The 20,396-nt window shown below is 66.4% G+C and carries 17 protein-coding genes and 1 pseudogene; 6 read left to right on the top strand and 12 right to left on the bottom strand.

Annotated elements, in window-relative coordinates; all coding sequences use genetic code 11:
• Entirely contained in the window at positions 1-1,026 is a 1,026-nt protein-coding gene (locus FHS74_RS24800) for an NAD-dependent epimerase (protein ID WP_184806782.1), read from the bottom strand.
• A 172-nt stretch (positions 1,027-1,198) separates the two neighbouring features.
• Between FHS74_RS24800 and FHS74_RS24795 the strand changes: the two genes are divergently transcribed.
• Positions 1,199-1,435 (top strand): hypothetical protein, encoded by a 237-nt coding sequence (locus tag FHS74_RS24795; RefSeq protein WP_184806780.1) that lies wholly within the window; start codon positions 1,199-1,201, stop codon positions 1,433-1,435.
• A 69-nt stretch (positions 1,436-1,504) separates the two neighbouring features.
• On the opposite strand, the gene FHS74_RS24790 is transcribed toward FHS74_RS24795, so the two are convergent.
• On the bottom strand, positions 1,505-2,380 hold the full coding sequence (locus FHS74_RS24790) for an alpha/beta fold hydrolase (protein ID WP_184806778.1): 876 nt from the start codon (positions 2,378-2,380) through the stop codon (positions 1,505-1,507).
• A 346-nt stretch (positions 2,381-2,726) separates the two neighbouring features.
• Here FHS74_RS24790 and FHS74_RS24785 point away from each other — a divergent pair, with 346 nt between their 5' ends.
• Positions 2,727-2,909 (top strand): hypothetical protein, encoded by a 183-nt coding sequence (locus FHS74_RS24785; protein ID WP_184806776.1) that lies wholly within the window; start codon positions 2,727-2,729, stop codon positions 2,907-2,909.
• 78 nt (positions 2,910-2,987) lie between these two features.
• A complete protein-coding gene (locus FHS74_RS24780; protein ID WP_184806774.1) occupies positions 2,988-3,974 on the top strand; it encodes an alpha/beta fold hydrolase in 987 nt (328 codons plus the stop codon).
• A 129-nt stretch (positions 3,975-4,103) separates the two neighbouring features.
• Here FHS74_RS24780 and FHS74_RS30625 read toward each other — a convergent pair.
• A pseudogene (locus tag FHS74_RS30625) lies at positions 4,104-4,308 on the bottom strand (transposase); the annotation flags it as partial.
• Positions 4,309-4,374: 66 nt separating this feature from the next.
• The gene (locus tag FHS74_RS24775; RefSeq protein ID WP_184806772.1) at positions 4,375-4,968 is read right to left on the bottom strand and encodes a winged helix-turn-helix domain-containing protein; all 594 of its coding nucleotides are present in this window, start codon (positions 4,966-4,968) and stop codon (positions 4,375-4,377) included.
• Positions 4,969-5,578: 610 nt separating this feature from the next.
• Here FHS74_RS24775 and FHS74_RS24770 point away from each other — a divergent pair.
• Together FHS74_RS24770 and FHS74_RS24765 are read left to right on the top strand one after the other, a co-directional pair.
• Positions 5,579-7,075, top strand: coding sequence for a PAS domain-containing sensor histidine kinase (locus FHS74_RS24770; protein ID WP_184806770.1), 1,497 nt, complete (start codon positions 5,579-5,581; stop codon positions 7,073-7,075).
• A complete protein-coding gene (locus tag FHS74_RS24765) occupies positions 7,050-7,703 on the top strand; it encodes a response regulator transcription factor (RefSeq protein ID WP_246463349.1) in 654 nt (217 codons plus the stop codon). Before FHS74_RS24770 ends, FHS74_RS24765 begins: the two co-directional genes overlap by 26 nt.
• Positions 7,704-7,864: 161 nt before the next feature.
• Here the strand turns inward: FHS74_RS24765 and FHS74_RS24760 are convergent, their stop codons facing one another.
• The 5 genes from FHS74_RS24760 to FHS74_RS24740 all read right to left on the bottom strand — a co-directional run bounded on the left by FHS74_RS24760 (position 7,865) and on the right by FHS74_RS24740 (position 15,416).
• Entirely contained in the window at positions 7,865-10,939 is a 3,075-nt protein-coding gene (locus FHS74_RS24760; RefSeq protein WP_184806760.1) for a multidrug efflux RND transporter permease subunit, read from the bottom strand.
• A gap of 23 nt (positions 10,940-10,962) precedes the next feature.
• Positions 10,963-12,177 carry an efflux RND transporter periplasmic adaptor subunit gene (locus FHS74_RS24755; RefSeq protein WP_343067028.1) on the bottom strand — a complete coding sequence of 405 codons (1,215 nt, stop codon included), beginning with the start codon at positions 12,175-12,177 and terminating at the stop codon, positions 10,963-10,965.
• A 458-nt stretch (positions 12,178-12,635) separates the two neighbouring features.
• The gene (locus FHS74_RS24750; RefSeq protein WP_184806756.1) at positions 12,636-13,205 is read right to left on the bottom strand and encodes an arsenate reductase/protein-tyrosine-phosphatase family protein; all 570 of its coding nucleotides are present in this window, start codon (positions 13,203-13,205) and stop codon (positions 12,636-12,638) included.
• 85 nt (positions 13,206-13,290) lie between these two features.
• Positions 13,291-13,806 carry an arsenate reductase ArsC gene (locus FHS74_RS24745; protein WP_184806754.1) on the bottom strand — a complete coding sequence of 172 codons (516 nt, stop codon included), beginning with the start codon at positions 13,804-13,806 and terminating at the stop codon, positions 13,291-13,293.
• A 197-nt stretch (positions 13,807-14,003) separates the two neighbouring features.
• Positions 14,004-15,416, bottom strand: a complete 1,413-nt coding sequence (locus FHS74_RS24740; RefSeq protein ID WP_184806752.1) for a methyl-accepting chemotaxis protein — start codon at positions 15,414-15,416, stop codon at positions 14,004-14,006.
• 327 nt (positions 15,417-15,743) lie between these two features.
• Between FHS74_RS24740 and FHS74_RS24735 the strand changes: the two genes are divergently transcribed.
• Positions 15,744-16,517 (top strand): ferredoxin--NADP reductase, encoded by a 774-nt coding sequence (locus FHS74_RS24735; RefSeq protein ID WP_184806750.1) that lies wholly within the window; start codon positions 15,744-15,746, stop codon positions 16,515-16,517.
• 81 nt (positions 16,518-16,598) lie between these two features.
• Here the strand turns inward: FHS74_RS24735 and FHS74_RS24730 are convergent, their stop codons facing one another.
• The 3 genes from FHS74_RS24730 to purT form a co-directional block, all read right to left on the bottom strand.
• The gene (locus FHS74_RS24730; RefSeq protein WP_184806748.1) at positions 16,599-17,993 is read right to left on the bottom strand and encodes a serine hydrolase domain-containing protein; all 1,395 of its coding nucleotides are present in this window, start codon (positions 17,991-17,993) and stop codon (positions 16,599-16,601) included.
• Between the two features lie 61 nt (positions 17,994-18,054).
• A complete protein-coding gene (locus FHS74_RS24725; RefSeq protein ID WP_184806746.1) occupies positions 18,055-19,197 on the bottom strand; it encodes an AraC family transcriptional regulator in 1,143 nt (380 codons plus the stop codon).
• A gap of 15 nt (positions 19,198-19,212) precedes the next feature.
• Entirely contained in the window at positions 19,213-20,388 is a 1,176-nt protein-coding gene (gene purT, locus FHS74_RS24720; protein WP_184806744.1) for a formate-dependent phosphoribosylglycinamide formyltransferase, read from the bottom strand.
• Positions 20,389-20,396 lie beyond the last annotated feature (8 nt).

Raw genomic sequence — 20,396 nt, 5'->3', positions numbered from 1 at the left:
TCACGCCGGCTGGCGGCCCGCCTGATAGGTCCGGAACCAGTCCACGAACCGTTCCACCCCGACCTCCACCGGCGTCGCCGGGGCATAACCGACGTCGCGGGCCAAATCGTCGATGTCGGCCCACGTGGCGGGCACGTCGCCAGGCTGGATCGGCAGCAGGCGGATGTCCGCCGTGAGACCCAGCTTTTCCTCCAGCAGGCGGACATAGCGCATCAGGTCCACCGGCCGGTCGCTGCCCACATTGTACAGGCGGTAGGGGGCCACGCCGCTGCTGGCGGGATCAGGCCGGTCGCCGCTCCAGGCGGCATCGGGGACCGGCGGGCGGTCCAGCAGTCCCAGGATGGCCGTCACCACATCATCGACATAGGTGAAGTCGCGTTGCATGCGCCCCTCGCCATAGACGTCGATGGGCCGGCCCTGCACGATGGCCTCGGCGAACTTGAACAGCGCCATGTCCGGCCGGCCCCAGGGGCCGTAGACCGTGAACAGCCGCACGCCCGTCACCGGAATGCGGAACAGATGGCTATAGGAATGGGCCATCAGCTCGTTGGCGCGCTTGGTGGCGGCATACAGGGTCAGGGGATGGTCGGCCCCGGCATGCGGGCTGAAGGGCATGTTGGTATTGGCGCCGTAGACCGAACTGGTGGAGGCGTAGACCAGGTGCCCGGTGGCCGCCGCCCGGCATCCCTCCAGCAGGTTGGCGAAGCCCACCAGATTGCTGTCGATGTAGGCGGCCGGATGCTCCAGGCTATAGCGAACGCCGGCCTGGGCCGCCAGGTGCACCACCCGGGTGAAGCGGTGCGCCCCGAACAGGGCCGCCACCGCCTCGCGGTTGGCAAGGTCGATGCGCGCCTCGGTGAAGCCGGGGAAGGCCCGCAGCCGCGCCAGCCGCGCCTCCTTCAGGGCGACATCGTAATAGGGGGTCAGGTTGTCCAGTCCCACCACGGGCACGCCCTGGCGCAACAGGGCCAGGGCCACATGGTTGCCGATGAACCCGGCGCTGCCGGTGACCAGGACAGGGGACATCGTGAGGGAATTCCTGTGGGCGGGATCTTGGAAGCCTTGGCGCGGACGGGACCTTGCCTACCACGTCCGGCGACGCGGCGCGACTGTGGCTTGAGGCCCCACCCTTGGTATAGGCGGCACGCGGCACGGCGTTTGCGTTAACGGCATGTGTACAGGACCTGCAGGTGCCGCCATGGAAGTGATTAGTTACTACGATGCCGAGGAAATCCGCCGCAAACTTGAGCGCGCCGCCGCCGAGTTGGATGCCGCCGGTGATCCCATTTTGGCTCGCAGATTGCGAGAAATCGTCGATTTGGATCGCGCGGGCGACGGGATCCCGGCGGTGCGCTTGCGCGAAGGTGCGGCCGCCAACCGCGCCCGGGGCTGGACGCCCACGGTGGTGATGGGCGGCGGTGGCAACCGCGGGTAGGGTGACGCGCATGCCCTCCGGCACCTGGCGCGGCCGGGCTTCATCTCAGATATCGCCGTGTCGCGATGGTCAGGTTGACGTTTGCCCCAGGAAATCCCGGATGTGGTCGGCGACTTCGCGCCCGTGGGTTTCAAGGGCGAAGTGTCCCGTTGCAAGGAAATGCACCTCAGCCTTCGGCAAGTCCCGACGGAACGCCTCGGCCCCAGCCGGCACGAAGAAGGGATCGTTGGCACCCCAGACCGCCAGAAGCGGCGGCTGTCGGTCGCGGAAGTACTGGTGGAAACGCGGATAGAGCGCGACGTTGCTGACGTAGTCGGCGATCAGTCCCAGCTGGATGTCGACGTTGCCCGGCCGCGACATGAGGGTGTAGTCCAGCCAATAGGCCTCCGGCGCCACCTGGGTCTCGTCGGGCACGCCGTGCGTGTACTGCCAGCGCGTGGTCTCCAGTGTGAACATGCCCCGCATCGCCTCGCGATTGGCCGGCGACGGATCGGCCCAGAACGCCTTCGTTTGCGCCCAGCCATCGCTGAGGCCCTCTTCGTAGGCATTGCCGTTCTGCGAGATAATCGCCGTGATCGCGCCGGGCCGGGCAAGCGCCAGGCGCAAGCCCACCGGCGCGCCGTAGTCGAAGATGTAGACCGCGTAGCGCTTGAGGCCGATGGCGTCCGTGAAGGATTCCATGACCTTGGCCAAGCGCGCGAAACTGTAATCGAACCCCTCGGGCGCGATGGTGAAGCCAAAGCCGGGTAAATCCGGCGCCACCAGATGGTAACGGTTGGCCAGGCGCGGGATCAGGTCCCGGAACTGATGCGACGAGCTTGGAAAGCCGTGCAGCAGCAGGATGGTTGGACGTTCGGGATCTCCAGCCTCGCGATAGAAGATCGAGACATCCCCGACTTCGGCGCGATGCAGGGCGATCACGGGTCGGACGGGTTCTAGCGACATGGGAGCCTCATGCTCTGGAAGTGCAGACGATGACCGGCCCGCGAGGTCACTGGCGGCGGGGCGCTATCGACTGTGTTGAGTGTCGTCGTAAATCGACACTCCATCCCAAACGCGCACGTGAACCAGTAAAGTTCTGTAAAATTTGGCGTTGATCCCAATTTCCAAAAAGCAACTCGAGAGATGCTTCCTTCAAACTCACTGAAAAAAGAACTCATTCCACCATCTACACATCAACAAACCTGACATTGACCGCGATTTACAACGCCTAACACCACATCTGTCCGATTGGGGACTAATCCTATCGACCAACGCCCATCCCGGGCTCGGTCACCCCACGGAGAACACGATGAAGCGCGCCCTAGTCGGAATGATCGCGGCCTTGGCCGCCGTTTCCCCCGCCAACGCGACCTTCGCCATCGATGTCGGGCCGGCCGGGAAGCCCAAGCCCAGCGACCACCTTCTGGCGACGCAGGACCGGATGATCCCGCCTGCGGCCCAGCGCGTGATGGCGGCCGACAGGACCAAGTAGTCGGCCCGCCAGACGATCTCGCCATGCATTGAGGCGTGGCGAGGCCCTTCCTCCCCCCAGAAAACCAAGGAGATACCTATGACTCGACTGCTCACATCCATGGTGTTCGCGGCCGTCACCCTGGCCACCGTGCCCCACGCCTTGGCTGCTCCGGCTCCCGTCCTGGCCTCGACGGCCGCGATAGCACGCCCCGCGCCCCCGGTCATCCACTACCAAACCGCCACCGTCGACGGCGTGAAGGTGTTCTATCGCGAGGCCGGTCCGGCGGACGGTCCGGTGCTGTTGCTGCTGCACGGCTTCCCAACCTCGTCGCACATGTTTCGCAACCTGATCCCGCTGCTGGCCGACAAGTACCGGGTCATCGCGCCGGACTATCCGGGCTATGGTCAGAGCGACGCGCCGGACCACACCCAGTTCTCCTACACCTTCGCCAATCAGGCTGACATCGTCGACAAGCTGGTGAGCCAGTTGGGCCTCAAGCGCTACACCATGTACGTCATGGATTACGGCGCCCCGATCGGCTACCGACTGGCGCTGAAGCATCCTGAGCGCGTCAGCGGCCTGATCGTCCAGAACGGCAACGCCTACACGGAAGGCCTGCAGTCGCCGTTCTGGGACCCGATCAAGGTCTACTGGGCCGATCGTGCGCAGAAGAACCGCGATGCGCTGAACGGCCTGGTCACGCTGGACATCACCAAATTCCAGTACACTGACGGCATGGGTGATGTGGGCCGCATCAGCCCGGACAATTGGGTCCACGACCAGGCTCTGCTCGACCGTCCGGGCAACCGCGACATTCAACTGGACATGCTCGGTGACTATGGCTCCAACGTACCGTTCTACCCGGCATTCCAGAAGTTCTTCCGTGACTACCAGCCCCCGATGCTGATCGTCTGGGGCAAGAACGACAAGATCTTCCCCGAAGCCGGCGCCCATCCCTATCTGCGGGACCTGCCCAAGGCCGAAATCCACATCCTCGACAGCGGCCACTTCGCGCTGGAAGACCGTCTCGACGTCATGGCGCCGATGATCCACGACTTCCTCGACCGCAAGGTCACGAAGTAGGCCTTTAAGCTGACGATGTCCGTGACGCTTACCGCGTCGCGGACATCTCAGGTTACCGACAACCCCGTCGACTTCCGGCGGGGTTTTGTTTTGGGCCGTTTTCAGGCGGGGCTTGGTGTCTTGTGCTTGGCCATTGAACGGTGTTTTGAACAGAACCACGGCGTCCAGTCGCCGTACGGCCGTTATCGGCACAGTAAAGGTACGATACCCGGTCTTAGATGAACGTGATGGCCGACGCCGCGTCGATCTTCCGCAGCAGGTGATCTGATGGAACCAGCGACGTGATCGTCGCCATCTCAAGTCCCATCTGGGGCGGCATCGAGGGCTTCAACATAGCCCCATTGAAAAAGCCCCCGCCAAAGGCGAGGGCTTCGTCAGCAATCTGCGATGTCCGTGACGCTTACCGTGTCATGGACATCGCGCGTTGAGGCTGGGCGAACACGCCCTCGATCCAGGCCTCGTCACACGCGGTCAGTTCAATGCACAGAACCCGGCGTGAAACCGTCGGCGCCATGCCCGCGCCGGACTCGCCGGGCAGGTCGATGACCACCGAACGCATCGCCTGCGTCAATAAGGCGATCATATCTTGAAAACGTCCGTCCAAAGCCCTCGCGGGTGCCGGTTGCACCTCGCCGACGAGCGGCCAAGGCGACGCAGAGGCGGTCGGCGCCTCGCTGCACGAGACCGGGGCGACGAACCGATAGCCCCGACCATTCACGGTGGCGATGTACTGGGCCAGTTCCGCATCGTCGTCGAACACCCGGCGCAGGGCGGCGACGTGGACCTTGAGGTTGCCCTCAATCACTGTCGTGCAGGGCCATGCCTCCTCCATCAACTCGCGCTTGCTGAGCACCTCGCCAGGACGTCGAACGAAGGCGGCCAGAAGATCCAAGGCGCGGCATCCGACGCGAACGGCCACGCCGTTCTTTAGAAGGAGCTGGCGCCGCGGAATGAACAGATAGTCGCCGAAGGCGAAGGTGGCAGCGTGGGTCATGGGTGAGCGTCCCCGTTCGGCAGAGCCAGCCCAATGGCGTGGCGATGGCGGCGGGTGGATGTCCAAAGCTTCGACAAGCCAGCCCCCCTGATTGCGTTTGGAGGCTAGATCGTCGTGCCGGAGGGGTTCAATTCTTCCATGGTCGCGCTCCCATCCCCACAAGGCATGCCGCACTCGACCTTCGTCTAGGAGCGGGTCGCTTAAAGGTGGAATCGCCTTAGCGTGGATCCGCCCGCGGACAGGCTCAGCTGGAGCCGGCTCCAATCGGACCTCGCGTCTGTTTCGGCATCGTTCGGCTTCCGGGATAGGGCGCCCTGGCCTGGCCACGCGGCTCACGCCCGTCGCAACCGCACCGGTCGCGATCGATCCCGTCGCTGCGACAGTTCACGATCGTCCTCATCCAAGGTCGAGCCGGGCTAGACCATGGTGAGGTGGAAGCGCTGGTTCGATCGCGTTAGCTTGAAGCCAGAGCTGAGAGGCGTGAGGGAAGGTTCGTCGAGCCCCTTCATCTCCGGTTCAAGGACAGTCGAAAGATCAGAGTGTGGAACAGCTCCATCGGAACCAGGATCGTTTCAGCGTTCCGCCTGAGCCCGGCGGGAAAGAAGGCCAATTGGCGCATCTCATCAACGCTTTGCCCGGACTTGTCTGGTCGGCGGACGCGTCCGGCGACATGACGTTTCTGAGCCAGCCCTATCTAGACTATATCGGCCAAAGCGCCGATGCGGCCTTGGCGGGCGGCTGGTTGGACGCGGTCCACCCCGAAGATGTCGACGGGCTTCTGCGCGCCCGGGCGACGGCCCTGACGCAAGGCCTGGCGACCGAGCACGAAGCGCGTCTTCGACGCGCCGACGGCAGCTATCGCTGGATGCTCTTTCTCGCGAATCCTTGCCACGACGCCGCCGGAGACCTCACCGGTTCGGCCGGTGTCATTATCGACGTTGAGAACCGCAAAGGCGTGCGCGACGCCCTGCGCAGCAGCGAGGTGGCGCTGCGCGAAAGCGAGCGGCAACTTCAACAGATCATCGACTCCATCCCCGGCTTGACCTGGCGGGCCGACGCGCAAGGCAGCATCACCTACTGGAGTCAAAGTTTCATCGACTACGCGGATGCCACGCTCGAGGATATTATCGGCTATGGCTTCCTGGACTATATTCATCCGGAGGATCGCGACCTGGTGATGAAGACCTGGGTCAGCATCCTGCAGTCGGGGAAGCCCGGAGAATCCGAGACGCGCCTGCGTCGGGCGGATGGGCAGTATCGGTGGTTTCTGTGGCGGGTCAGTCCATTCTTCGACAGCGCCGGCAAGCTCACCCAATGGTTCGGCATCAATGTCGACATCGAAAACCGCAAGCGGGCCGAGGAGGGCCTGCGCCAAAGCCAGAATGAACTGGCTCACGTGACGCGCATGACCACCATGGGCGAACTAGCGGCGTCGATCGCGCACGAGGTCAATCAGCCGCTGATGGCGGTTGTCACCAACGCTGGGACCTGCCTGCGCTGGCTCAATGCGGCCGAGCCCAACCTCGACATGGCCCGCCAGGCGGTCGAACGCATCGTGCGGGATGGCCACCGGGCTGGTGATATTATCACCAGCCTTCGCAAGCTCGTACGGAAGTCCGCGCCGCAATTGGATCGGCTATGCCTGGATCAAGTGGTCCCGGTGGTGCTTGACCTGCTGCAGAGCGAACTTCGACGCCGCGAAGTTGTCGCCAAGGCTCAATTTGACGACACCGTCACCATCCGGGGCGACAGCACCCAACTGCAGCAGGTGATCCTGAACCTGATCATGAACGCGGTCGAGGCGATGGCCGGCACGGACGCCGGTTCGCGACGCCTGACGGTGCGCGCCCAGGCGCGCGGTGGTGAGGCGATCGTCAGCGTGACCGACACGGGACCGGGCCTGGGAACTGGCGATCCCGATCGCCTGTTCGATGCTTTTTTCAGCACCAAGCCCGAGGGCCTCGGCATGGGCTTGTCCATCTGCCGCTCGATCATCGAGGCCCATGGGGGCCGGATCTGGGCGGCCAACAACGGTGCGCGCGGCAGTGTCTTCAGCTTCGCGCTGCCCCTGGCGGAAGGGAATGGGACCGATGTCGCCAATCGTTAAAAACGGTGAGGCCATCGTCGCCGTTGTCGATGATGACGAAAGCGTTCGGGAGGCCCTGCAGGGGCTTTTCCAGTCGGTGGGCCTGGTCACCGAGATCTATGGATCGGTGCAGGAATTCCTCGATGCCGGATCCCTCGCCCGTGCGGGTTGTATCGTTCTGGATATCCGCCTGCCGGGACGCAGCGGCCTGGAGTTCCAGGAAGCGTTGGCCAGAAGCGGGGTGTCTCAATCGGTCGTGCTGATCAGCGGCCATGTTGACGTCCAGATGGCGGTCCGGGCGATGAAGGCCGGCGCCATCGACGTGCTGCCCAAGCCGGTGCGCGAGCAGGATCTTCTGGAGGCGGTCAACAGGGCCCTGGCCAAGGATCGGCAGCGACGCGCGGAGGCCACGCGCGATCATGCGCTGCGTCTGCGCTACAACATGCTTTCGGAACGTGAGCGGCAGGTCTTCGCCCTTGTGGCGACGGGATTGCTGAACAAGCAAATCGCCGATCGCATCGCCATCACCGAGGCGACCGTCAAGCTTCATCGCAGTCAGGTTATGAAGAAGATGGAGGCCGACTCCCTGCCGGAGCTGGTGCGCATGGCCGACCAGTTGGCCAAGGCGGAGACGAGCCCGGGGATCTGAGCGGGGCGTGGCTATTTTCCCCGCCCCCATGGACTGTAATGCCACACGCATGAGTCGGAATCTCATGCCCCGGATCCCTGACGCGATATTTCGGCCAAAGAAAAACGGCCGGGGAACTGGTCCCCGGCCGCTTCCTTGAAACGTCATTGGTTAACCGTGACCTACGCGATCTCGGCGATCTCCTTCAGGCGGCGGGAACCGGCTGCCGCCTTGTGGTCCTTGGCGATCAGCGTATAGACCGCCGGCAACACGAACAGGGTGAACAGCGTGCCGATGGACATGCCGGTCACCACCACCAAGCCGATCGAGAAGCGGCTGGCGGCACCGGCGCCGGAGGCGATCAGCAGCGGCAGCAAGCCCACCACCATGGCGGCGGTGGTCATCAGGATGGGGCGCAGGCGCACGCGGGCGGCGTGCAGGATGGCCTCCCGCCGGTCCAGCCCTTCCTTCACCTGCATCTCGTTGGCGAACTCCACCAGCAGGATGCCATGCTTGGATATCAGGCCGATCAGCGTCACCAGACCCACCTGGGTGTAGATGTTGACGCTGGTGATGCCGATGAACAGGGGGATCAGCGCGCCGCAGATCGACATGGGCACGCTGACCATGATGACCAGCGGGTCGCGCAGGCTTTCAAACTGCGCCGCCAGCACGAGGAAGATGACGATCAGGGCGAAGCCGAAGGTCGCCGCCAGCTGGTTCCCCTCCTCCACGAACTGCCGGGTCTGGCTGAGGTAGGAATGGCTGTAGCCGGTGGGCAGCTGCTTCACCTGGTCTTCCAGGAAGGCCACCGCCTCGCCCATGGACACGCCCGGCATGGGCACGGCCTGGAAGGTGGCGGAGTTCATCTGGTTGTAGTGGGTCAGGGCGTTGGGGTCGGTGCCGTTCTCCAGCCGCAGGAAGGTGGACAGGGGCACCTGGTCGCCGGTGACGGAGGTGACATAGAACCGCGTCAGCTTGTCCGGCGTCAGGCGGTCAATGCGCGGCACCTGGGGGATGACCTCATAGGACCGGCCCTGCAGGTTGAAGCGATTGACGTAGTTCTCACCCACCATCAGGGCCAGCGTGTCGCCGATGGCCGCCATGGTGACACCCATCTCGTTGGCCTTGGACCGGTCGATGTGCACGCGCACCACCGGGGTGTTGTAGTCCAGGTCGCTGTCCACCATCAGGAACTTGTGGCTGGCGGTGGCGGCGGCCTTGATCTTCTCCATCGCCTCATAGATGGCGGGGAAGCCCTGGGTGGAATTCAGCACCATCTGAACCGGCAGGCCGCCGGTGGTGCCGGGCAGGGGGGGCAGGTTGAACACCAGGGCCTTTACGCCCGGCACCTTGCTGAATTCGCCCTGCAATGCCGCCAGCGACTCCTGGATGGGCCGGTCGCGCTCGCCCCACGGTTTCAGCAGGACGCCCGCGATGCCCTGGTTGGTGCCGCTGGTGCCGCTGATCAGGAAGCGTTCCCGTCCCTCGGGCAGCGTGCCGCCGGCGGCGTCCAGTTGCTCGGCATAGTGCCGGGTGTAGTCGATGTTGGCGTATTGCGGGCCCTTGAACATGCTGAACAGGATGCCCTGGTCCTCTTCCGGGGCAAGTTCCGTCCGGCTGTGGGTATAGAGGTAAGGGATGCTGATCAGCACCACCGTCGCGAACAGCAGGATCACCGGGCGGTAGTCCAGCGACCGGGTCAGCCGCCGCTCGTAGAAGTCGGCCAGGCCGGTGAAGACCCGGTCGACAAAGCGGGAGAAACGGGTGTGGTCACCCCCCTTGGGCAGCAGCATGGACGCCATCATCGGCGACAGGGTCAAGGCCACCACACCGGAGATGACGACCGAGCCGGCCAGGGTGAAGGCGAATTCCCGGAACAGGGCGCCGGTGACGCCACCCAGCAGGCCGATGGGGGCGTAGACCGCCGCCAGGGTGATGGTCATGGCGATGACGGGCCCGGCGATCTCGCGGGCGCCCACCAGGGCCGCCTGCACCGGCGTCTTGCCCTCTTCCAAATGTCGGTAGACGTTCTCCACCACCACGATGGCGTCGTCCACCACCAGGCCGATGGCCAGCACCATGGCCAGCAGGGTCAGCAGGTTCAGGCTGAACCCCGCCGCCAGCATGAGGCTGAAGGCGCCGATCAGGGATAGCGGGATGGTGATCACGGGGATCAGCACCGACCGCAGGGACCCCAGGAACAGGAAGATGACGACGATGACGATGCCGATGGCTTCGATCAGCGTGTGTTCCACCTCGCTGATCGAGGCGTTGATGAAGTTGGTGGCGTCATAGGCCACCTTCATCTCGATGGCCGGCGGCAGGTTGCGCTGGATTTCCGGCAGAATCTTGGTGCGGACGTCTTGCACCATCTGTAGCGGGTTGCCGGTGGGTGTCACCTGGATGCCGATGAACACGGCGTTCAGGCCGCTGAACATGACCGCGCTGTTGGTGTTCTGGGCGCCCAGCGACACCGACGCGATGTCCTCCAGCCGCACCACGGCCCCGCCCGAGGCCTTCACCACCATGCGCCGGAAGTCCTGCACGTTGGTCAGGTCGGTGTCGGCCGTGACGTTGAACACGGTGAACAGGCCCTTCACCTGGCCCGGCGCCGACTGCACGTTGTTGTTGCGCAGGGCGGTGGCCACATCGTCGGCGGAGACGCCACGGGCGGCCATGCGGGCGGGATCCAGCCACAGGCGCATGGCGAAGGTCTGCCCGCCCAGGATGTCGGCCGAGGCCACACCGTCCACGGTGGCGATCTGCGGCTGCACCACGCGGGTGATGTAGTCGGAGATGGCGGAGCCTTCCAGCTCCTTGGACGCGAAGCTCAGGTACATCACCGCCGTGGTGTCGCCGGTGGACTTGGTGATGACCGGGTCGTTGGCCTCTTTCGGGATCAGGTATTTGACCTGCTGCACCTTGGCCATGACGTCGGTCATGGCCTGGCTGGGGTCGTAGTTCAGCTTGACATAGACCGTGACCGTGCTCTGCCCCTGGGTGGAGGAGGAGGTCATGTAGTCGATGCCGTCGGCGCTGGCCACCGCCTGCTCGATGGGGGTGGTGATGAACCCCTGCATCAGGTCGGCGGTGGCGCCGGGATAGACCGTGCTGATGGAGATGGTGGTGGACGACAGCTTGGGATACTGGCGGATGGGCAGGCTGGACAGCGACTTCAGGCCGACCAGGAGGATCAGCAGGCTGATCACCAGGGCCAGCACCGGCCGTTTGATGAAAAGATCGGTGAATTTCATGACGGGCGTCCCTTACGGCCGGATCACGGGCGCGGCGTCTGGGCCGGGGCCGGCGGGGCGCCCTGGTCCGACAGCGTGACCGGCGCACCGTTCTGCAATTTGTTCTGGCCCACGGCCACCACCCGCTCGCCCGGCTTGATGCCCGACAACACCACCACCTTGCCATCGGCGCGGTTGCCGGTCTTCACGAAGGCGCGCTCCGCGTGCAGCATGGGCTTGCCATCGGGGCCGGCCCCGTCGCGCACGATGTAGACGCTGTCGCCGTACAGCGAATAGTCCACCGCCGTTTCCGGCAGGGTCACCTGGTTGGGCATCACCGGCAGCACCACGGTGACGTTGCTGAACATCCCCGGCTGCAGGATGTGGTCCTTGTTGGGGATGGTGGCCTGCAGCTTCACCGTGCGGGTGTCGCTGCTGACCTGCGGGTCGATGGCGGTGATGGTGCCCTGGAAGACACGGTCGGGGTAGGCGTCGACGGTGACCCGCACCGCTTGGCCCACGGCCACGCGGCCGCGCTCTCCCTCCGCCAGGGTGAAGTTGGCGTACAGCTCATCCAGGTCGGTCAGGGTGACCACGGCGTCGCCGGCCTTGACGAACTGGCCCACATCCACCTGGCGGACGCCCAGCACGCCGTCGAACGGGGCCCGGACCAGCAGCTGCGCGATCAGCGCGCCGGTCTTGGCGATGTTGGCGTTCGCCTGGTCCAGCGCGGCCTGCTGCTGGTCGACCGTCTGCTGCGAGGTCGCCTGCTTGGCCACCAGGGCGCGGTAGCGGGCCAGGTCCAGCTCCGCCACCCGGGCCTGGGCCTTGTAGTTGGCCAGGTCACCCTGCTGCGGCTTGTCGTTCAGCTGCACCAAGGGCGTGCCGGCCTTCACCGTCGCGCCCGACTGGAACAGGATCTTGGTGACAGAACCGCCCACCTCGGGCGTCACCGTCACCTGGTGCACCGCCTGCAGGCTGCCCACGGCGGGCAGCAGCTGGGGCACGTCCTCGGCCTGGGCCACCACGGTGGCGACGGCGGTGGACGGCGGCATCATCTTTTTCAGGAATTCGCCGATCATGGCCGGGCGGACGATCTTGTCGAAAGCCACGAAGAGCCCGCCGATGATCGCCAGCACGATGATGGTCAGGATCATGAACAGGACGACGCGCGGCGGCCGCTGGCGGGCGCCTTGGCCCCGCTGTTCGGTCCGCGATAGTCCCGTCAGCGGCGCACCCGGTGTTGGCACGGTGGTCACTGTCGATTGGGATTCCATGGTCTCGGTCTCGCTCGGCGAAAAAGGCCCGGTATCGGCGGGGCGGTCCCGCCGGTTGGGCATTGGTGTCGGTCTCGAAGCCGCACGCGCATGGCGCCACCGCGTCGCGCGCCTGATGGCGGGACGATGTGTAACCACCGGGCGTAGAAGGGACAATTCCCTCCCCGCCATCTCACCTGGGCGGCAAGACGGCTGCGACCGGCAGCGGTGCGATTTCCTAAACGATGGCCTTAGATGTCCCCGGCGATCCGATGCCCCCGCACCCGACCTTCCCGATCCCATGGGCCGTCATTATTGCACCGGACTATGGTCAGCCCGGCACTCAATGCCAGTGAGCGGGGTCACATCCGGGCGCCCGCTTTTCGCAAAAACCGGAAAAAATGCAAGAATTGCTTCGGATCGGCGAATGATCGGCGCCCCGGGGAGGGGATTGGGTGGTGTCAGCCGGCGGTGCGCAGGCCGGCGTCCTCATCATCCCCCCACTGGCTGAGCGCCAGCAGGCAGTGGGCGGGCAGCACCGCCAGCACGTCGACGCGCCGTCGCAGATCCTGGAAGATGGTATCCACCAGCCGCCGCCGGTCCACGGGCGTCGCCGGATAGCGGGCGGGATCCGGGTCGGGCAGGGCCCAGTGGGCGGTCACCGGCTGGCCCGGCCAGGCCCCGGCCATGCCGGTGGCGGCCAGCTCGCTGACGGTGATGACGATGTCCACCGGTGGCGCCTCTGGCCGCATGAAATGATCCAGGGCCTTGGGGGCCAGGCCGTCCGTGGCGATGCCCTCCGCCCGCAGACGCTCCAGCACCAGCGGGTTGAGGTCCCGGGCCGGTGTCAGGCCGGCGCTATGGGCATCGAACCGGTGGCTGGCCTGGTGGCGCAGCAGCGCTTCCGCCATCAGGCTGCGCCCGGCGTTGACGCGACCCACGAACAAGACGCCCAGGCGCCGGTCCATGACCGCGCGTGGGGGCTGGGACAGGGGCGCGTCTCTCAGGGGATGGCTGTCAGGCGGCATCATCAGATCCGTCCAGTTCCTTGGTGGCCCGTTCCTTTGGGCCCCGTTCCTTTGGGGCAGGGCCGCGGCCGGGAAAGGCGCCGACGGCTCAGCCGGCTTCGGCCCAGCGCTCTCCGCTGTGGCTGTGCAGTGCCGCCAGGCCCTCGGTGGTCATGCGCTCCAGCCGGTGTTCGGGCAGTGAGCAGAAGATGCGCACCCGTCGTTCGATCATGCCGAACAGCAGGTTGAACAGGGCGCGCCGCTCCACTTCCGACCCGACGAAACCCTGCGGGTCGGGGAAGCCCCAATGGGCGATGACCGGGTTGCCGGGCCAGGTCGGCGCATCGGTGCGGGCGCTCATGTCGCAGGCGTGGAAGATGAAGTCCATGGGCATGGTGTCCGGCCCCGCGAACTCGTGCCATGATTTGGGGTGCAGGCCGTCTGTGGGGATGCGGGCCTTGGTCAACAGATCCAGGGCGATGGGATTGCATTCGGGCAGAGGCTCGGGCCCGGCGCTGAACACCTCGAACCGGGTGCCGCCCCAGTGGCGCATCACGGCCTCGGCCATGATGCTGCGGGCGGAATTGAACTGACACAGAAACAGGACCCTGTAGGTTTTCGCCATGTTGCCTTCCCCCATTGCCGGGCCCCCTGCGTCGGGGCATCCGCGCCAGGGCGCCCCCATGCCCCGGATCAGGAACCACGACCCAGGCCCCCGCCCCCCGGGGCGCCCGTGTTTAACCGCATGCTAATTCCACCCTATGCCAGTCTTGTGACGGTGGTGTTGCAGGCCGGCGAAAAGGCTGCGGCACTGGTGTCGCTTCAGGCGCGATAGCAGACGCGCAGGCCGCCCCACAGCCGGCCCCGCACCCAGATGGGGGCGGAGGCGTCCTTCATCAGGGCGAAAACGCCGCCGCCCATGTCGCGGCGGTAGGTCTGCAACAGGAATGGGCCGGTGCCCCGGCTGACGGCCGCGGCGGTCTTGTCGGGATAGACACGACGGTTCCGGCCGTTGGCGGCGTTCCATACCGGATCCTGTCCGTGGGGTTTGCGGAACTGTGGATTATGGCAGGGGATCATGCGGTTGTGGTCGGTGGGCGCGCAGAAGACAACGCGGGCGTCCATCGCCAGCACCGGGTCGTGCAGCGGGGTGATCGCGGCGTCCAGGAAGGGGATGTAGCGTGTCATATATTGTTGCGGGTTGGTGCCGGGGATCGGCTTCAGGTCCTGGTCGAACAGATCGTCCATGGTCAGCTCACCCGCGGCCACCGCCTGCTCCAGGCGCGCGGAAATTTGCGCCGCCACGTCGCGCGCCCTGTCGATGAAGGGCGTATCTTCCGTGGTGTAACCCGAGGTGGCGGTCAGCATCATGATGGCTTCCGCCCGTTCCAGCGTGCGGTCCAGGTGGGTGGTGGCGGTCTTCAAGGCCGTGCCGGAGCGGGCCGCCTCCTGGTGCAGCGCGTCCACGGTCTCTTGGAACCCGTCGCAGCGGCGGGCGATATCGCCGGTGGCGCCGGCGATGGCGGTGGCGTTCTCTTCCACCTGGGCCACGGCCGTGCCCACCGTCTCCACCGCCTGGCCGATGGTGGCGGTGCTGCGCCCCACCCGTTCCGCCTGCTCCGACCCCGCCGCCATGCGGGCGGCCAGGCGGCGCACCTGGTCGGTCAGCGCCTTCAGCGTGGCGTCGATTTCGGCCGTGGCGTCGGACGTCTGGCGGGCCAGGGCCTTGACCTCGGTGGCGACGACGGCGAAGCCCCTGCCGGCCTCCCCCGCCCGGGCAGCCTCGATGGTGGCGTTCAGGGCCAGCAGATTGGTCTGGCGGGCGATGCGGTCGATGTCGCCCGACACTCGGGCGACGCGGCCCATGGCGCTCTCCAGCCCTGCCAGCTCCTGGGTGCTGGCGTTCACGGCGGACACCAGGTCACCGATGGCGGCCAGGGACTGGCGGATTTCACCGGCGGAGGTGTCCACGTCCCGCCGCGCGCCCGCCGCCACCCCCTGGGTCGCCTGGGCCATGCCGGCGATGGCGCGGTTGCTGGCGACGATGTCGCGGGTGGCCGCCTGAACGGCGACCAGCTGCGTCGCCTGTCTGTCGATGGCGGAATCAACTTGGTGGACGCCACCGACGACGTCGGCGATATCGACGCCAAGTTTGCCCATCTCCGCCGCGATGTCGGCGATCAGGGTGCCCGCATCGTTGCGCGGCGCGCTGGATTGATGGGTATCCACAGACATTTCCTCTCCCTAAGGTGTTCGCGGACAGTGTTGGTCCCGCGTTGGTAAAGAAACCGCCAACATTCCCGACCCTGTACCGAGGGGGTGGCCTGTTAGGATAGGGGCTGGCCGCCACCGCCGCCCTCATTCTTTGGTTGATCACGCAGTGAACTGGGAAAGGGATTTTTTTTCCAAGAATGGCTTGTAATATCCGGGCATTCGACCAGATATGCAGTCGCAGCGATCCTGGGCAGTGTATTTTCGCATTTGCGGAAAGGCGCCGAACCGCCATTCTGCCGGGCTTAAAGGCATGTTTTCCAGTGCGTCAGGCGAGAGGGTGTAGCGAGGATGAGCGCGTTTCTGTCCGGCAAGGTCATCAAGGTCCACCATTGGACCGACAACCTCTTCAGCTTCCGGCTGACCCGCGATCCGACTTTCCGCTTCCGCAACGGTGAATTCACCATGGTGGGGCTGCAGGTCGACGGCCGCCCGCTGATGCGGGCCTATTCCATGGCCAGCACCAACTATGAAGAATATCTAGAATTCTTCAGCATCAAGGTGCAAAATGGCCCGCTGACGTCGCGTTTGCAGCATATCCAGGAAGGCGATGAGGTGCTGTATGGCCGCAAGGCCACTGGTACCCTGCTGCTGGACAACCTGCTGCCCGGGCGCACGCTGTACATGCTGGGCTCCGGCACCGGTCTGGCGCCGTTCATGAGCCTGATGAAGGACCCGGACGTTTACGAACGGTTCGAGAAGGTGGTGGTCACCCACACGGTGCGCCGTGTCGCGGAACTGGCCTATTACGACGATATCACCAAGCACCTGCCGAATGACGAGTATGTCGGTGAGATGCTGCGCGACAAGCTGGTCTATTACCCGACCGTGACGCGGGAGCCGTTCCGCACCGAAGGCCGCCTGACCGACCTGATCCGCAACGGCAAGTTCTTCGCCGACATCGGTGAGAAGCCGTTCGATCCGGCCCAGGATCGCGTCATGATCTGCGGCGGCCCGGCCGTGCTGAAGGAACTGCAGGATTTGTGCGAAGAGGCCGGCATGAAGGAAGGCAGCTCCAACGAGCCCGGCCACTATGTCATCGAAAAGGCCTTCGTCGAGCGCTGATCCGCCGCTCTCATCTGTTTGCCACGGTTCACGGCCGCGTCCCTTCCCGGGGCGCGGCCGTTGTCTTATGGGCCACCCGCGTCAGCGCGTTGCCGCCATGGTGTCGGCCACCAGCCGCTCCAGGGCCAGGATGTCGCCTTCGGGGGTGTAGGCCATGCCTAGGCGCACCACCACCAGGCGGGCGCTGGGGATGATGACGATGGCCTGGCCCTGGTTGCCCCGGGCCATGAAGCTGTCGGCCGGCATGCCGGCGTGCACCCGGTGGGCGGCGGCGCCCACGGACCCGCGATTGGTCCAGAAGCCGGCGCCATAGCCGTAATCCTCCGACCCTGGCGTCAAGCGGGCGGAATAATCGACCCAGCCTTCCGGCAGCAGGCGCTGGCCGCCCACCATCCCGTCATCCGCGAACAACTGGCCAAAGCGGGCCCAGTCGCGGGCGGTGGCCCACATGTGGCTGGACCCGATGGGCGTGCCGGTGGCGTCCAGTTCCAGGGTGGCGTGGGCCATGCCCAGGGGATCGAACAGCTGCTGGTGGGCGAAGGCCAGGACGTCGGCGCCGCCGTGCCCAACCGTATCGCGGATCAGGCGGGACAGCAGCAGGGTGTTGCCGTTGCTGTAGGTCCAGACCCGACCCGGTGGCGCCTTGGGCGCGGCCGCTTCCACCATCGCCGCCATGTCGGCCCGGGCGTAGACCATCTGCGTGGTGGGATCGGCCATGCTGGTCCAGTCGGCGGTCAGCGACTGGCCGAAATCCAGCCCGCTGGTCATGCGCAGCAGGCTGTCCACGGTGATGGCCTGGCGCGGGTCGCCGGCGCTGGACCAAGCCGGCACGTCCAGCCGCTGATCCACCGCCAGCTTGCCTTGCCGCACCAGGATGCCGATCAGGGCGTTGGTGACCGATTTGGTCATGGACCAGCCGATGAGGGGCGTGTCCACCCCGTATCCGGGGGCGTAGCGCTCCGCCACCACCCGGCCGTCCTTGAGGATGACCACCGCCTTGGTCCAGCGGTGCGGCGCCGTGTCCGGTTCCGCGAAAGCCCGGTCCAGGGCCGCCACCAGGGCCGGGTCGGTTGGCGCCACCACTTCAGGTCCGGCGATGGGCGGCAGCAAGGGTGGGGCCGGTGGGGGCAGGACGATGCGGGGCCCCGGCGGCGGATCATCCGCCGTCAGCACGCGGCAGCCGGCCGGCCCCTCATACACGGCACGGCTTTCCACCAGGCCGGCGAAGCGGGCCGTGACCAATCCGGACGCGTGATCGATGGTATAGCGCATGAAGGCGCCGCCCGGCCGCATCTGCGGGGCGATGCCTTCCGTGAAAAAGGCGTTGGCGTCCAGGCCGCCGATGAAAACGGCCGAGCATAGCTGGTGGCTGGTGAAGTGGGCCGGCACGGCCACGGCGTGGCGGGCGCCATCGCAGCCTGTCAGGGTCAGGGCGGCCAGCAGGGCGGGGAACAGACGGTGGGTGATGGGCGGCATGGGGAAGCGGGTCCAAGGCTGGGAGCGAGGCCGCCAGCCTTGAACTTGAGCCCGTCACCGGTCATGCCGGATTTGAAATCCGGCTAGCCGAAACCGCGCCCACCGCCGATTTGGACGGTTCGACCAAGGCGGGAGCGGGCAGCATCTGGCGGCGGAAGTCGCCCGGGGTTTGGCCGGTATCGGCCTTGAAGGCGCGGTTGAACGGGCCCAGGGAGCCGAAGCCCGCATCCAGCGCGATGGTCAGGATGGGCACCTCCGCCTGCGCCGGGTCGGCCAGGGCGGCCTTGGCCTCGGCCAGGCGGTAATGGTTGAGGAAGGCGTTGAAATTGCGATGGCCCAGGCCCTGGTTGATCAGCCGGCGCAGGCGGTATTCCGGCAAGCCCAGGTCCACCGCCAACTGGCCGATGGTCAGGCCGTCGCGGCGATAGGCGCGGTCCAGACGCATGGCCCGCTCCAGGGCCGTGACCCAGGCGGGATCGACGGGCGCCGGCTCCGGTGCCGGCGGTGTCGTGGGTACCGGCGCGCAGTCGGCCGCGAACAGGGCATGGCCGCCGCCGACACGCAGCAACGCCAGGGTGATGACGCCGGATATGGCCAGCAGCCCGGCGGCATCCCATAGGCCGCCGCCGTCGCCGGTTGTGGCTGAGCCCGCCCCCGCCCGGGTGGCCAGGGCCGTCAGGACGGAATGCAGGGCGGCGGCGGCGACGATGAATAGGCGCAGCCGCCGGCGCGGCTCCACCAGATCCGCCGCCGCTGTGGCCATGGCCTGCCAGGCGGCCAGGCCGGCCCAGACCAGGGGCTGCAGGTCCAGCACCAGGCCCAAGAGTGCGGCTTCCGGCCGGTGCCCCGGCACCAGCACCAGGCCCTGGACCACGCCCAGGGCCGCCAGGGCCAACCATCCCAGCCCATGCCAGGCGCGCGGGCGGAACGCGTCGTCGAACAGGCTGCAGGCGAGCAGCCAGAAAACGTAGCTGTTGGCGGTGGCCAGCGCCATCAGCGGCCCGGCCCAAACCCCCGCCTGGGCATGCAGGCCGGGAAGGCTGCACAGGGCATAGGCGGCGCTGCCCACGGCGAACAGGGCGCCCAGCCGGGCGGCCGTCACCCGGCCATGCTCCGCTAGCAGCCGGCCGGCCAGCAGGACCAGCAGGCTGACGACGCCACCCCGCAGGAACAGGTCAAGTGCTGCGGTGGTGCTGGCGGTCATGCGGGCGTATCCGGTTCAGTCGCGGTAGCTCAGCCACACCTTGTCGGCCGCCCGCTTGGCCAGCGCGCGCGCCTCATCGGCGGTGGCACCCTCGGCCAGGGCCACGCCCATGCGCCGATAGGGCCGGGTGGTGGGCTTATTGAAGATGCGCACCTCCACATCATGGTCCGCCGTGCCCAGGGCCAGCGCGTCGGCCAGGCCTTCCACCCCGAAATGCGTGGAGTCCTGGCTGGCCAGGATGACGGCCGACGCCGTCGGTCCCCGCAGGGTGATGCGCGGAATGGGCAGGCCCAGGATGGCGCGGGCGTGCAGGTCGAATTCCGACAGGTTCTGCGACATCAGGGTCACCATGCCGGTGTCATGCGGACGGGGCGACAACTCGCTGAACACCACATCGTCGCCGGCCACGAAGAACTCCACCCCGAACAGGCCATAGCCGCCCAGATTGTCCACCACCTTGGCCGCCATGTCCCGGGCGGCGGCCAGCGCGGCGGCATCCATGGGCACGGGCTGCCAGGATTCCTGATAGTCGCCACGCTCCTGCCGGTGGCCGATGGGCTCGCAGAACACGACGCCGTCCCGGGTACGGATGGTCAGCAGCGTGATCTCATAGTCGAAGGCGATGAACTCCTCGACGATGACCTTGCGCCGATCGCCGCGCATGTTGGCGACGGCGTAGGTCCACGCGGCCTCCAGTTCCTCCGCCGTGCGCACGGTGCTCTGGCCCTTGCCGGAGGACGACATCACCGGCTTGATCACGCAAGGCAGGCCCGTATGTTCCGCCGCCGCCTTGACTGCGTCCAGATCCTCGGCATAGCGGTAACGCGAGGTGCGAAGGCCCAGTTCCGTGGCCGCGACCTCGCGGATGCGGTCACGGTTCATGGTCATGTAGGTGGCCCGCGCGCTGGGGACGACGGTATGGCCCGCCGCCTCCATCTCCTGCAGCACCTCGGTGCGGATGGCCTCCACCTCCGGCACGATATAGTCCGGCTTGTGGCGCAGGATGGCGGCCTTCAGGGCGTCGCCGTCCAGCATGGAGAAGACCTCGAACTCATCGGCCACTTGCATGGCCGGCGCCCCGGCATAGGCGTCGCAGGCGACGACATGGGCACCGTAGCGCTTGGCGGAGATGACGAATTCCCGGCCCAGCTCACCCGAGCCCAGCAGCAGGATTTTGGCGGTCGCGGTCATGGCGGGGT

It is taken from the genome of Nitrospirillum iridis, assembly GCF_014205765.1.
In the GTDB taxonomy this organism is placed as follows: Bacteria; Pseudomonadota; Alphaproteobacteria; order Azospirillales; family Azospirillaceae; genus Nitrospirillum; species Nitrospirillum iridis.
Note: the sequence above shows the minus strand (reverse complement) of the source record. Positions and strands in the feature narration are given on the sequence as shown.